Origin of the sequence: Sorangium sp. So ce375, assembly GCF_051473855.1 — a bacterium.
Lineage (GTDB): Bacteria > Myxococcota_A > Polyangia > Polyangiales > Polyangiaceae > Sorangium.
On the sequence record NZ_CP150335.1, the window covers coordinates 10355806 to 10369730 of the forward strand.

9 protein-coding genes, 2 tRNA genes and 1 pseudogene are annotated in these 13925 nt (G+C 73.6%); 2 read left to right on the forward strand and 10 right to left on the reverse strand.

Features of this window, described 5'->3' with window-relative positions; all coding sequences use genetic code 11:
• Window positions 1–8 precede the first annotated feature (8 nt).
• The 6 genes from rplM to WME90_RS38745 form a co-directional block, all read right to left on the reverse strand.
• The gene (gene rplM, locus WME90_RS38720; RefSeq protein WP_437277101.1) at window positions 9–458 is read right to left on the reverse strand and encodes a 50S ribosomal protein L13; all 450 of its coding nucleotides are present in this window, start codon (window positions 456–458) and stop codon (window positions 9–11) included.
• A 512-nt stretch (window positions 459–970) separates the two neighbouring features.
• A tRNA-Ser gene (locus WME90_RS38725) sits at window positions 971–1055 on the reverse strand.
• 105 nt (window positions 1056–1160) lie between these two features.
• Window positions 1161–1247, reverse strand: a tRNA-Ser gene (locus WME90_RS38730).
• Window positions 1248–1438: 191 nt separating this feature from the next.
• Window positions 1439–3196, reverse strand: a complete 1758-nt coding sequence (locus WME90_RS38735) for a sensor histidine kinase (protein ID WP_437277102.1) — start codon at window positions 3194–3196, stop codon at window positions 1439–1441.
• Between the two features lie 190 nt (window positions 3197–3386).
• Complete coding sequence (gene glmS / locus WME90_RS38740; RefSeq protein WP_437277103.1) at window positions 3387–5222, reverse strand: glutamine--fructose-6-phosphate transaminase (isomerizing); 1836 nt, start codon at window positions 5220–5222, stop codon at window positions 3387–3389.
• A gap of 59 nt (window positions 5223–5281) precedes the next feature.
• Window positions 5282–6574, reverse strand: a complete 1293-nt coding sequence (locus WME90_RS38745; RefSeq protein WP_437277104.1) for an MFS transporter — start codon at window positions 6572–6574, stop codon at window positions 5282–5284.
• Between the two features lie 155 nt (window positions 6575–6729).
• On the opposite strand from WME90_RS38745, the pseudogene nhaA reads away from it, so the two are divergent.
• A pseudogene (gene nhaA, locus WME90_RS38750) lies at window positions 6730–7590 on the forward strand (Na+/H+ antiporter NhaA); the annotation flags it as partial.
• 17 nt (window positions 7591–7607) lie between these two features.
• Window positions 7608–7829 carry a Na+/H+ antiporter NhaA gene (locus tag WME90_RS38755; RefSeq protein WP_437277105.1) on the forward strand — a complete coding sequence of 74 codons (222 nt, stop codon included), beginning with the start codon at window positions 7608–7610 and terminating at the stop codon, window positions 7827–7829.
• A gap of 115 nt (window positions 7830–7944) precedes the next feature.
• On the opposite strand, the gene WME90_RS38760 is transcribed toward WME90_RS38755, so the two are convergent.
• From WME90_RS38760 to WME90_RS38775, 4 genes are all read right to left on the reverse strand, one after another.
• Complete coding sequence (locus WME90_RS38760; protein WP_437277106.1) at window positions 7945–8370, reverse strand: RNA recognition motif domain-containing protein; 426 nt, start codon at window positions 8368–8370, stop codon at window positions 7945–7947.
• A 340-nt stretch (window positions 8371–8710) separates the two neighbouring features.
• Window positions 8711–10072 carry a hypothetical protein gene (locus WME90_RS38765; RefSeq protein ID WP_437277107.1) on the reverse strand — a complete coding sequence of 454 codons (1362 nt, stop codon included), beginning with the start codon at window positions 10070–10072 and terminating at the stop codon, window positions 8711–8713.
• The gene (locus tag WME90_RS38770) at window positions 10069–11478 is read right to left on the reverse strand and encodes a hypothetical protein (RefSeq protein WP_437277108.1); all 1410 of its coding nucleotides are present in this window, start codon (window positions 11476–11478) and stop codon (window positions 10069–10071) included. The genes WME90_RS38765 and WME90_RS38770 overlap by 4 nt, the downstream gene beginning before the upstream one ends.
• A 1-nt stretch (window position 11479) precedes the next feature.
• Window positions 11480–13906 (reverse strand): MMPL family transporter, encoded by a 2427-nt coding sequence (locus WME90_RS38775; RefSeq protein WP_437277109.1) that lies wholly within the window; start codon window positions 13904–13906, stop codon window positions 11480–11482.
• Between the last annotated feature and the right edge of the window lie 19 nt (window positions 13907–13925).

The window sequence follows — 13925 nt, forward strand, 5'->3', positions numbered from 1 at the left end:
GGCTTTGCTCAGCTGTAGCTAAGGGGCTGCGGCTTCTGCGCCGCGTGGGGGTGGTCGGGACCGGCGTAAACCTTGAGCTTGGTGAGGAGCTCACGCCCGAGCACATTCTTCGGGAGCATGCCCTTCACTGCTTTCTGGATGGGGAGCTCCGGCTTGCGCTCGAGCAGGTGACCGTACGACTCGGAACGGAAGCCGCCCGGCTCACCGCTGTGCCGCACGTAGTTCTTCTGCTGGAGCTTGCGGCCCGTCAGAAGGACCTTCTTGGCGTTCACGACGATCACGAAGTCGCCGGTGTCGACGTGCGGCGTGAACGTGGGCTTTGTCTTGCCACGGAGCACCATGGCAATGCGGCTGGCAAGGCGGCCGAGGGGCTTGCCCTCCGCATCGATCACCCACCACGTACGCTCGTTGTGGGCCTCCGCAGGCTTGGCGGAAAAGGACTTGGGCTGAGGATTCATTGGGCGAAAAACTCCGGAAGGGCGCCTGCCAAAAAGGGGCGCCACTTCTACAAGGCGGCCCTTCGCCTGTCAAGCGTCTCAGGCTTCTGGGGGAGCATCGTCGTCGTCCGGCGGGGATTGGTCAAGCGGGGTTCGTCGACGTTCTGTTCCGGTTCGGTTCGGTTCGGCTCGGTCCGCCACGTTCGGCTGTGACGTCGCGATTTCTTTTTTGCCTGCTCATCCAGCTCGCCAGGTCTCGGAGGGCAGAGGACGCTCGCCTCGATGCTCTCGCTGCAGGCAAGTCGCCCGGGACAAAACCTCGTCCTCAGCCGCATCGACGGCGAAGACATCCGTAGCTGCCCGCGGGCGCGGCGCCAAACAACGCCTCCCGAAACCCCGGCATCGGTTCGACGGACGGGCACAGCGGTCGAGCGCGCAGCCGCTCGGTCTCATCGCTCATCGCCCGCCGACATCCCGCTGGCTCCCTCGAAGGAGCTCATCACGCTCAGGAATCGACCGACGGTTCAGCTCAGCGGAGAGGGCGGGATTCGAACCCGCGGTACGTTGCCGTACACACGATTTCCAGTCGTGCACCTTCGACCACTCGGTCACCTCTCCCGATACAACTTCAACGCGCCCCGCTTCTGCCGGACCGGCGCCGCACGCGAGGGAGCGGGCGGTCAGGACCCACCCGCTTCAACAGGGGCAAGCAGCCAAGCGTAGCGGAGAGAGCGGGATTCGAACCCGCGGTACCCTTGCAGGTACACCTGATTTCGAATCAGGCACCTTCGGCCTCTCGGTCACCTCTCCGCGGGCGAACATGGCAAAGCGGGGCCGGCTGGTCAAGCATCTCCTGACGACCGACCGGTCCGGAGGTGCGCTTTCAGCACCGAGGCCCCTCGCCAGCAGCCCGGAGCGCGCTCCCGGGGCAGGGCTCGTCGTTTCGCCAGCGAAGCTCTTGCGCTGCGGGATCCGCTCGCCGCGCCCGGATCGGCGCAGCCCTACCCCGCCCCGCGCGCGGCCGGCCCGCCGCGGGCGGCTGGCCGCGGGCCAGCGGCATCGGGCGCAGGCTCGCGATCGGCGTCGGCGATGGCCGCGGCCCCGAGCGCGGCGCGCGCCGCCGGCGTGCCTGCGCGCGGCAGACGGATGACGAAGCGCGCGCCTCCGAGCGGGGACTCGAGCACGTCGATGGTGCCGCCGTGATCGACCACGATCTTCTTCACGATGCTCAGGCCGAGCCCCGTGCCGTCGTACCGCGTCGTGACGTACGGATCGAACACGGAGTCGCGCACGGCGGGATCGATGCCCGGGCCGTCGTCATCGATCGCGATGATGTGGCTCTGCCCCTCGCTCCGCGCCGAGACGCGAACCCTCCCCCACACGGCGGCGCCCGTGCGCTCTCGGGCTCCTCCGCCGTGCGCCGCCCGCTGCGCGTCGCGCAGCGCTTGCGCCGCGTTGCGCACGATGTTGCCGAGGGCGCGCCGGAGCATCTCGCGATCGAGCGCGGACGGCATCGGGACATCCGGCACGTCGAACTCGAGATCGACGCGCCCGAGCAGCGCCTCGTCCGAGGCGTGCTCGCGCCCCGCCTCCTCGACCACCGCGAATCGCTCGCCCTGCTCGCGCAGGAACTCCGCGAGATCCGACGGCTCGAGCTCTGCCCGCGGGAGCCGCGCGAAATTGGAGAACTCGCCGACGAGCCGGCGCAGCGTGCCGACCTCCTCCTCGACGACCTCCAGCGTCGTCTGCAGCAGGCGCTGGTACGCCGGGTCGCTGCCCGAATAGCGGCGATGGCACTCCTCGACGGCGAGCTGGATCGGGGTCAGCGGGTTCTTGATCTCGTGCGCGAGGTGCCGCGCCATCTTCTGCCACTCGCCCATGCGCTTGAGGAACTCGATGCGCGCGCGGCTGCCCTCGAGCTCCTCGAGCATGCGATCGAAGGCGCGGCCGAGATCGGCGACCTCGTCGTTGCCCTGCAGCCCCACGCGCACCGAGAGATCGCCCTCCGCGACGGGCCGGGTCGCCGCCGCGAGCCGCGCGATGCGGTCGACCACCGGGCGCGCAACGAGCACGCCGGCGAGGATCGCGAGGAGGATCGTCGCGCCGAGCAGGGCGGCGAAGGCGTCGCCGTAGCTCTCGTCGAGGTACTCCTTCCGGTGCTCCCGCTCGAGAGCGTGGTACGCCTGCGCGAACGCCTGCGCCGCGTCGAGCTCGTCGAAGCGAGCGCTCGGCGCGGCGAACGTCGCGACGAGGGTCCGCGCGTCGCCGTCGCAGCCGTCGTCGTCGGGCGCGGGATCGCCTGGCTCGGCGGGGTGGCCGGAGACGCGCGCGATCACCTTCCGGACCGTGAGCGTCTTCTCGTGCGCCGGGTCCACCGGGCGTCCGCGCTCGCGCGCGCCGACCAGATCGCCGCCGCAGCGCTCGACGCGGAGGGAGACCAGCGCGGGGTGGGCCGCGATGGTGCGCGCGAGCTCGGCCTCGAGGCGCCGCGCGTCGCCGGCGAAGGCGCTCTGGCGCAGCGGGTCCGCCGCGGCGATCGCGTCGGCCTCGGAGCGCATGCCCTGCTTGATGGCGGCGGCCAGCTCGGCATACACGCCGAGCGCCCTGTCCAGGTGGACGCCAAACTCGGGCTGGAAGGCCGTCGCCGACACCCGCGCGATCACCGTCCTGGCGACGACGATGCTGGCGACGAGCGGGATCAGGGCGGTCACGAGGATGGCCGCGACGACCCGCCGCTCCGTCCTGCCGGGGATGCGCATGCGCGGAGCATAGCCGCGGCCCCGCGCATGCGCGCTGGCGGGGCGCGGGAGCGCCCGCGCCGCAGAGGAGCGCTGCGAGCCGCAGAGGGACGCGGCGCGCCGCAGAGGGACGCGGCGCGCCGCAGGGACGCCGCGCGCCGCAGAGGAGGGCCGCTCGCCGCGCCGGGGCGGCCCCGCCACGAGAGGGCCGCTACTCGACGGTGACCGTCTTCGCGAGGTTGCGCGGCTGATCGACGTCGTTGCCCTTCAGGTTGGCGACGTAATACGCGATGAGCTGGAGCGGGAGCACGGTGAGGAGCGGCCCAACCTCGTCCGGCACCTTGGGGATCCAGACGTGGTGCTGCGCGATCTCGAGGATCGACTCGTCGCCCTTCGTGGCGATCGCGACGACCTGCCCCTCGCGCGCCCGGACCTCCTGCAGGTTGGAGAAGGTCTTGTCGTAGTGCGCGTCGCGCGGGCAGACGACGATCACGGGGAGCGCCTCGTCGATGAGGGCGATCGGCCCGTGCTTCATCTCGCCGGCCGCGTAGCCCTCGGCGTGGGCGTACGAGATCTCCTTGAGCTTGAGCGCGCCCTCGAGCGCGATGGGGAAGCCGAGGCCGCGCCCGAGGAAGAGGACGTCCTTCGCGTGCACGAGGCGCTTCGCGATGGCGTGCACGTAGTCGGCGTCGCCGAGCACCTCGCGCATGTGGCTCGGGATCTCCCACAGGGCCTGGAGGATCTCGCGCCCGCGCTCCGGAGACAGCGAGTCGCGGCGGCGGCCGAGATAGACGGCGAGCAGGAGCAGCGCGGCGAGCTGCGTGGTGAAGGCCTTGGTCGAGGCGACGCCGATCTCGGGGCCCGCGTGCGTGTAGAGCGCGCCGTCGGACAGGCGCGGGATCGCGCTGTCGAGCACGTTGCAGAGCGCCAGCACCTTGGCGCCCTGCGCCTTCGCCGCCTTGAGCGCCGCGATCGTATCGGCGGTCTCGCCCGACTGGCTGATGGCGATCACGAGATCGTCGGGGAAGAAGATCGGCTCGCGGTAGCGCACCTCGCTCGCGAGCTCGACCACCGTGGGGACCCTGGCGAGCTGCTCGATCCAGTAGCGCCCAGCGATGCCGGCGTGGTGGCTCGTGCCGCAGGCGACGATGTAGACCCGGCGCAGCTCCTTCGCGAACTCGGGCGTGACCCCCATCTCGGTCGCGTGCACGTCGCCGGCGGCGAGATCGATCCTGCCCCGCAGCGTGGCCTCGACGACGTCGGGCTGCTCGTGGATCTCCTTCAGCATGAAGTGCTTGTAGCCGCCGCGCTCCGCCTGGACGGGGCTCCAGTCGATGCGCTTCACGCGCCGCTCGACCTTGTCGCCCCCGGTCACGGTCTCGATGCGGACGCCGCTCGCCCGCAGCTCGACGATGTCGCCATCCTCGAGGAAGATCATGTCGCGGGTGTGCGCGAGCAGCGCGGGGATGTCGCTGCCGCACAGCATCTCGTTCTCACCGGCGCCGACGACGAGCGGCGAGCCGTACCGGGCGGCGACGATGACGTCGGGCTCATCGCGCGAGAGGACCGCGATCGCGTAGGCGCCGTGGACCTGCCGGAGCGCGCCGCGCACGGCCTCGAAGAGCGACTTCGCGCCCTTCTGGAGCTCGCGGTGGACGAGGTGAGCGACGATCTCGGTGTCCGTGTCGGAGAGGAACTTGACCCCCTGGCTCTCCAGCTGCTGCCGGACGGCCACGTGGTTCTCGATGATGCCGTTGTGCACGACGGCCACCGGGCCCGCCGAGTGCGGGTGGGCGTTCACCTCGCTGGGGCGGCCGTGCGTCGCCCACCGCGTGTGGCCGATGCCGGTCGTGCCGTCGAGGGTCCGCTTCTCAAGCGCCTCGCTGAGCTTGATCAGCTTGCCGAGCGTCCGAACGATCTCGATGCCCTTGCCGTCATGAATGGCAATACCGGCCGAGTCGTAGCCCCGGTACTCGAGCTTGCGTAGCCCTTCGACGATGATCGGCGCCGCCTTTTTTGACCCAACGTATCCGACGATCCCGCACATGCTCGCCTCGTTCAGGTAGTGCCCGCGCGCGCCTACGCGTGCGGCGGAAAAAAGTAACGTTACTCCTGGCACCGGGAGCTGACAGAGAAAACTGAGCCCCCTGACGGTGAACGCCGCGTTGATCGCGCGAAGGTCACAGCCAGGACGAATGCTATCAACGCCGTGATCGAGGCGACGCCAAAAGTGAGGCTGCCACCGCCGCGCTTGTAGAGCTCCCCCCACACGAGCATCCCGACGACCGATCCGGCGCCCGCGCTGGCCGAGAAGAGCCCCTGCGCTGTCGCGAGGATCTGAGGCGGGGAGCGATGCCGCGTGTAGGCGAGCGACGCGACCCACATCATGCCGAACGAAACCGCGTGGAGCGGCTGGATGGCCAGCAGCGCGGGCCAGAAGCGCACGTACGAGAGCAGCGCCCAGCGGAGCGAGGCGCCCGCGAAGGCGAACGCGAGCACCGTGGGCGGAGCGAACCGCTTGAGCAGGGGGCCGGAGAACGCCATGAGCGCGATCTCGCCGGCGACGCCGACGGCCCACGCGACCCCCACGAGCGACTCGGGGAAGCCGATGTCGCGCAGGTGCAGCGTGTAGCAGAGGTCGTACGAAGACGTGGCGCTCTGGGCCAGGAACGACGCCGCGAGGAACAGGCGGAAATCGTGGCTCTGAAGGAGGGCGCGGGCGCGCTGCCGCACGGAACCTGCGGCGGCCGGAGAGCGCTCGGCGGAGGCGGCGTCGGCGACGTCGTCGCTTCGGCCGGATCGCCGGAAGGGTGTCTCGCCGCGCGCCGGAAGGGCCCACGAGAGGGCGAACGCGACCAGCAGGGAGGCCGCCATCGCGGCCGGAAGCACGGCCGGCCGCGCCGGATCGAGGAGGGCTCCGCTGGCGATCGCCATCAGCGCGAAGCTGATCGAGCCCCAGAGCCTGAGCCTACCGTAGGCGATCCCGGAGCTCGCGGACGCCTCCACCGCGACGACGTCGGCCATCGTGAACATCGGCGATCGAAAGAACGAGAACGCGAGCGCCGCGACGAAGAGGCCGCCGAAGGCGAGCGACACGCCGAGCGCCGACGACAGCGCGAGCAGCGCGAAGACGACGAAGGCGCCGGCGCAGGCGCCCCGGATCAGCCACACCCGCACGCCGAGCGAGTCGGCGATGTAGCCGAACACCGGCGGCGCGATGAGGCCCATCGCCGGGAGCGTCGCCGCGATCGCCCCCATCGCGAGGCCCCGCATCCCCCGCGCCTCCAGCCAGCTCGGGAACAGCGGCAGGTACACGCCGAGGACGGCGAAGATACCGAAGTAGTAAAGCGAGATCGCCCGCGGCGACGGCCTGTGCTGCAGGGGGACGGGATGTGGCATCGGCTGTGAGCGGCCCGCCCCGAGCGCGAGGGGCGTTCAGCGTGCCGCTCTCTGACGCCCGCGAGGCGAAGGAGCAAGCTCCGCGCTCCGGAGGCGCGGAGCTTCGGTCATTTCGGCTTCTCGGTCGCCGTGGGGCGCCCTACGGTGCGCGCCGTATGGGCGCCTCGGACCTCCGCAACGCTCCGCCCGGGACCTGGTTGCCGGCGCGCCGCCTGGCGCTCTGGATCGTCCAGCCCCTCGAGCGGTTCCTCCACATCGAGGCGGCGAGCGGCATCCTCCTGCTCGTCGTCACCGCGGTGGCCCTCGCGTGGGCGAACTCTCCCTGGGCTGGCTCGTACGAGCGCCTCTGGCACACGCCGGTGAGCCTCGGCTTCGGCTCCTACCAGGTCGAGCACGATCTCCATTTCTGGATCAACGACGGGCTGATGACGATCTTCTTCTTCGTCGTCGGGCTCGAGATCCGGCGCGAGCTCCATCAGGGCGAGCTCTCTGTCCTGAAGCGGGCGGTGCTGCCCATCGCGGCCGCGCTCGGGGGCATGCTCTTCCCGGCGCTCATCTACCTCGCGCTGAACCCGACCCCGCCAGAGCGCAGCGGGTGGGGCGTGCCCATGGCGACGGACATCGCGTTCGCTGTCGGCGCGCTGGCGCTGCTCGGCAAGCGCGTCCCGGCGGCGCTGCGCGTGCTGCTCCTCGCGCTGGCGATCATCGATGACGTCGGTGCGATCGTGGTCATCGCCGTCTTCTATTCGTCGAGCGTCTCGATCGCGGGCTTCGGGCTCGTCGCGCTGGGCATCGCGGGCGTGCTCGCGCTGCAGCGCTTCGGCGTCCGCTCGCCGGCGATCTACGTGGCGCCCGGCGCCGTCATTTGGGCCGGCATGCTGAGCGCCGGCGTGCACCCCACGATCGCGGGGGTCCTGCTCGGCCTGCTCACGCCGGTGCACCCCTGGTTCGGCGAGGAAGGGTTCCTCGCCGAGGCCCGAAGCTCGGCCTCGCCGACCTCCCACGCGGCGTCCGGTGGCAAGGCGTGCTCGTCGTGGGCTGCGTCGCGGGCATCGGCTTCACGATGGCGATCTTCGTCGCGGGGCTCGCGTTCGGAACGGGCCAGAGGCTCGGGGTCGCCAAGCTCGCCATCCTGCTCGGGTCGCTGCTCTCGGCCCTGATCGCGATGGCCGTCGGAAGGCTCGTGCTCCGCCCCGCGGAGGCAGGCCAGATCGCCGCGACGGCCGATGAGGCGGAGGCATCGACGGAGTACTGATCGACCGGGGCCTCGGAGCGCGAGGCGACGGTCGCCGCAGAGCGGCGGCGCACAAACGAGAACGGCGGCGCCCCTCGAGAGAGGCGCCGCCGCAGGAACGTCGGCCTAGCTCGGCTCAGTACCGATCGCCGCCGCGACCACCACCACGGCCACCGCGGCCACCGCCGCCGCCGCCGTAGCCGCCGCCACCACCGCCACGGCCGCCGCGGCCACCACCGCCGCCGCCGCCGCCGCCGTAGCCGCCACCGCCGCCGCCGCCGTAACCGCCGCCGCCGCCACCACCGCCGCGCTGGACCCGCTCCTCCGCCTCGTTCACGCGAAGCGGACGGCCATCCATCATGGCGCCATTCATGTTCTCGATCGCCTGCTGAGCCTGCTCAGGCGTGCCCATCGTGACGAACCCGAAGCCACGCGACTGCCCGCTCTCGCGGTCGGTCACGATGTGGACATCCGTCACCTCGCCGCTCTGGGCGAACGCGGCCTGCACGGAGGCCTTGGTGGCGGAGAAGGGGAGATTACCAACGTAGAGGCGAGTACCCATGACACTGATTCACTTCACGGCTCTGCGAGATGCGTCAGCTTCGGTGCCGAACAGTGCCCTGCCGCCCCGATGGAGCCGTGGGGGATCGAGGGGGGGCGGCGCTGGGGAGGAGCCCCCGGTGCGCCACACGTTGCGTCGTCCAGTCCGCGATCAATCCGCGATCCCCGAGAAGAGAAGCGTCGTGTCGAGTGCCAGTGACGTTCGTGACCAGCCGATAGTAACCAAATGTCCCCACCGCGCAAGCGCTCGAAGCGGTCCCCATCGCCGCGAGGCCCGCCCGGACGTCCCGAACAGCTGCCGCGGGGTCGGTCGGGCTCGCTTCCGGGGAGGTGGGCGCCCGTCAGCGCCTCGCAGAGCGGCGGAAGGTGGCCCCGAGATCCCAGCCCTCGCCGCCGGCGGCGCGGGCGAGCGCGATGTCCGGCAGCACGCCGCCCGCGATCCGGACCTCGGCGATCACGCCGAGGCGGAGCGTCGCGGTGAGCGAGCGCGGGGGGGCGCTGGGCACGAGGCGGGGCGGGTGACGGGCGAGGTCGAGGGCGCGGCTGCGATCGTCGGCGGTCGCGAGCGCGAGCAGCGCGCCGAGGGGCCCCGGGCCGAGCGAGCGCACCAGCTCGATCGCGAGCGTCGCCTTCCCGCGGGCGCGGCGGCGCCCGAGCTCCGCCCGCGCCACCGGCTCGGCGGTGACCTCGTGCCCAGGCCGGGAGAGGATCGGCGCGACCGCCTCCGCGACCTCGACGAGGTGCGCGGCGGACTCGTCCACGAGCAGCGACGCCGGAGGCCCTCCCCACGCGGGATCGCCGTGCGCCCTCGGGAGGCCGACGAGGCCGAGGTGCGCGAGGCGCTCGGGCGGCAGCGCGTCGACCAGCCGCTGCGCGACGCCAGGCTGGCCGAAGAGCCCGGCGTCGGCGCCCGTCGTGAGCACGATCCATCCGGCGACGCCCAGATCGAAGCGGACGGCGCCGCGGCGGTTCGTGTGCAGGCCGGCGCCGAGCCAGCCGAGGTCATCGCGCTCGGTCTCGAACGCGCGCAGCGAGGTCGTCAGGTCCTCCGAGCGGATCACGTCGATCGTGTCGAGGAAGGCGGCGCCGCGCGCGGCGACGTCGTTGCGCGTCAGCGTGATCTGCCCCGGGCCGACGTCGGCCCGGAACGCGCCTGTGCCGTCCGGCGCCGCGGGGTCGAAGCTGCGCGGCAAGAGCGCGACCATCGGCGACGCGAGCGCGCGGGCGACGCGGGCGGGATCCGCGCGCGGGAACACGGCGGCGAGCGGATCCCTCGGGTGCCGCTCGGGCCTCGGGACGTCGGCGAGCGCTGCAGCGGCGCCGCGAGCGCGGGCGCGCTCGACGGAGCTCACGATGTCGCGGCCGTCGAGCTTGAGCAGGCGCGCGGTGCGCAACCCCTCGCGCAGGCGCACGACGGCGCCATCCCCTTCGCGGGACGGCAGCGCGGACGAGAGCGTCGGGTACGGGTTACCGGACGCGTCGAGCCCGTAGAGGCTGTCGGCGATCGCCGACGCGAACAGCGCCGCGGCCGGATCGTTCAGATCGTGCGGGTCGAGCGAGCTCGTCGGCCACGGGAGGTGCATGGAGAGGCGGCCGCCGAGCGGGGTGCGCCCCATCGCGCGGGCGCCCTCCGGCAAGGCGGCCGCGCCGAGCAGCGCGCCAGCGCCGCCGAGGAAGGCGCGGCGCGGGACCGATCGGCTCACCGCACCACCCAGATCTCGTCCGCCGTCGCGACGGCGAACGGAGCGCGCCCGGCCCCGTCGGGCGGACAGACCGCGAGGGCGCGCACCCCCGCCGGCGCGGGCAGGCGCAGGATCTCCTCGGGCGCCGCGCGGGCCGCGTCGCCTTCCCGGCGCCGCCACGACCAGACGACGACGGCATCCTCGAGCGGATCGAGGACGTCGAGGCTGGCGAGCAGCTCGGGCTCTCCATCCTGATCGAGATCGCCGACCGCGAGCTGCGCCCCGGCGCTGCCCACGACCTTGCGGCGGCCCCCGCTGTCCCGGAGCTCGACCGCGCCGCGCTCGCGCGTGGCCCAGACCGCGAAGGGCTCGCCCCGCGCGGACAGGAGCTGCGCCGACGCGAGCGCGTCGTACCGGCCGGGGAGCGCCGAGGTCGCCGGCGGGGGATCGGCCGGGGCGCACGGCCCGAGCGGGCCCGTGAGGAGCGGGCCCCACGTCGTCGTGCAGGCCGAGCCGCCCGCGTCCGGGATCGAGAGCCCCGGGAGCTCGGCGAGCGCCCGCAGCTCGCCGTCGAAGCGGACGCTGCGCGCGCGATCGGTGAGCCCGACGTCGGCGAAAGGCGGCAGGAGCTCGCCGTCCCGCGCGCGCTCGACGAGCGTCGCGAACGCGAGCGGCTCGCGGAGCGGCGACGGGTGGACGGCGACGACGTCCGGCCACGAGCGCGACGCGAGCGGCACGACCCGGCCGCCGCGGATGCGGAGCGTCGTCACGCGTCGGCGGCTCACGCTCAGGATCTCGAGCGCCCCGTCGGCGTCGAGATCGCCGCACGCGAGCGCGACCACGTCGCCCTCGAAGTTCTTCGCGCGATCGACCCTGGCGGCGACGAGCGGGATCGGCGCGAGGAAGCTGCGGATCTCCGCGTCGAGCGGCGCCTCGGCGTAGGCGTGGGCGATGGGCCCCGGCTCCGGATCGCGGATGCGCGCCCAGACCGTGCGCGGCACCGGGTACACGTCGGCGGTGACGCGCAGCCGCCCCGCCGCGATCTCGACGGAGAGGTGGACGAGCGCCGTGTCGTCGCGCGCGGCCTCGCGCGCGAGCGGCAGCGGGATCGGCTCCTTCTGCGACCGGACGCCGGCGCCGAGCTTGCCGGCGAGGTGGGCGGCGAGCGCGGCCACGAGCTGCGCGCCGCGCGGCGCGGGCGCGTCGGAGACCAGCGGCGCGGCGGCCACGAGCACGCGGCCGTCCACGGCGTCGAGCGAGCGCACGAGCGTGTCGACGGCGCGAGACAGGGCCGAGCGCGGAGGCCTCGGCGCCGGCGCGGCGGGGGCCGGCGGCGCGGCGGGCGGAGGAGACGGCTGCGCCGCAGCGGGACGCGCGAGCCCGAGGAGAGCGATCAGGAAGAGGCGCCGGGGCGACAACGCCGACATGTTACGCGCGTCCGTGGGGTCGGGGCCAGAGCCGCAGCCCCGCCGGTACCACGACGAGCGCGACGACGAGGCCTACCGCGCTGCCGAGCGCGCCGACCCGGCCCAGATCGCGGAGGCCGTCGAAGCCGCAGAACGCGAGCGCGGAGAAGCCCGCGGCCGTGGTCAGCGCGGTGGCGGCGATCGCCGGCCCCTCGCGGCGCAGCGTCTCGCGGATCACCGCGTCGCCGCCGCCCGCCGCCTCGATGCCGCGGGCGCGGTGGAGCAGGAACATGCCCTCGTCCACGGTGATCCCGAGCAGCACCGGGATGACGAGCGCGTCGTACGCGTGCAGGGGGATGCCGAGCACCCGGATCAGCAGGAGGACGAGGGATATCTCGGAGGCGACGACGAGCGCGGCCAGCGCGATGTCGCGCGCGCTGCGGAGGGAGGCCGAGAGCGCGAGCAGCACGAGCGCGCCCGCGACGAGCCCGATCCTCGGCATGTCGTGCGCGAGCGTCTCGCGGAGCGACGCCTCGAGCCGGGTGTAGCCGGTGAGCATGGCGTTCGGGTCCTCCTCGCGGATCGCGCGCTCGATCCGCTCGACCGAGCCGGTCTCGCGAGGCCGCACGTACAGCGCGACGAGCGCCTCGCCGCCGTCCGCGCCGAGGTAGCGCGAGAGCAGGATGGCCGCGGGGCCGCGCTCGAGATCGGAGAGCGCCACCTCCTGCCGCGGCGGCGCGCGCATCCCGTCGAGCACCGCGGAGAAGCGCTCGGGCGCGAAGCCCGTGTCGCGGAGCGCGCGCGCGAGCTCGTCGGCCTTGGAGGGCAGGTCGAGCGCGTCGCGCGCGGCGAACCGCTCGGCCTGCGTCGGGGCGGCGGGGGCGAGCGCGGTGAGCGCGTCGACGGCCTCCACGTCGGCCTTCATCGAGGCGAGGCGCTCCGCGATCCGGTCGGCCCGAGCTCGGGCGCGCTCCTGATCGCCGTCCGCGAGGAGCACCACCCACTGCCCTCGCCGCCCGCCGAACGCGTCGAAGATCTCCTGCTGCACCTTGAGGGGCTCGAGCTCGGCCGGCCTGATCGCGACGATGGCCGCCGCGAGCGGCGGGGAGGCGCCGAGGGCGACCGCGGCGATGGGGAGCGCCGCGAGCGCCGCGAGCGCGAGCGCGCGGCCCCGGGTACGGGTGAGCCGGTAGATGCCGTCGGGCCAGCGCGCCGGCGCCTCGGGCGGCGGGGCCCCCCGCTCGAGCCACGCGCCCACGGCCGGCGTCACGAGGACGATGGCGATCGCCGTGAGCACCTCGCCCGCGGCGCACAGGAGCCCGAGCTGCCGGAGCGCGTTGATGTCCGACAGCGCGAGCGCCCCGAACGCCGCCGCCGCCGTGACGGCGGCGACGAGCACCGCGCGGGAGGTCCGCGCCGTCGCGGCGCGCGCGGCCGCCTCCGGATCGAGCCCCTCGCGCCGCGCCTCGAGCAGCGCGGCGTAGACGTGGACGCCGGTGTCGACGCCGACGCCGACGACGACCGACATGAAGGCGACGGCGATCGCGCTGAGCCCGCCCGGCAGCGCCGTGGCGAGCCCCGCGGTCCAGAGCGTCCCGAGCACGAGCGGCGGCATCACCGCGGCGAGGGCGCGCAGGCGGCGGAAGAGCAGCGCGAAGACGACCGAGGCGAGCAGCATCGAGAGCGTCCCCGAGACGGCGAGGTCGCGCGTGAGCATCGCCTCGGTCGCCGCGGCGATGGCGTGCCCGCCGGTGAGCCCGAGCGTGAGCCGCGGGTGCGCGGCGCGGATCGGGACGAGCACGGCGTTCGCGTCTGCGACGAACGCCCGCGCGTCGGCGCCGCGGAGCGCCTGCCCCGCCGGCTGCACCAGCACGAGGTGCACCTTGCCGTCGTCCGTGGCGAAGGCCCCGTCGGCCTGCGTGCGCACCCCGGATCCGACGTCCGCGGACTCGAAGACGAGCTGCGAGAGCCGCAGCGGGTCGGCCGCGATCGTCTCGGCCGCGGCGCCGCCGCCCGGCGCGAGCAGCATGGCGCGCGTCTCGGCGAGGCGCTCCCGCATCCCCTCGGGCGACAGCGCGGCCGCGAGCCGCTCTCGTACGCGCGCGTCCGCGTGCCGGAAGGCGACCCACGGATCGAGCGAGCGCGAGACGTCGATCCGATCGGCGGCGCGCTGCACGGTCGGGCGCGCCGCGAGGGCCCGCGCGATCTCCGCGGCCACGGCGGCGTTCTCGTCGGGGTCGTCGCCCTTGACCATCACGACGCCGAGATCGCCGCCCCCGAACCCGCGCACGTACCGGCGCAGCGCCGCGGCGTCTCCGCGCTCCGGCAGGAGCGAGGCGACGTTCGGCTCGAGCTGCAGCCGCAGCGTCACGGCGGCGAAGGCGGCGATCGTCAGCGCCGCGAGCGCGACCACGACGACGAGGCGGAGCGGCCGGCGCGGGGCGTCCACGCGAGCCTTCGAAAGCGGA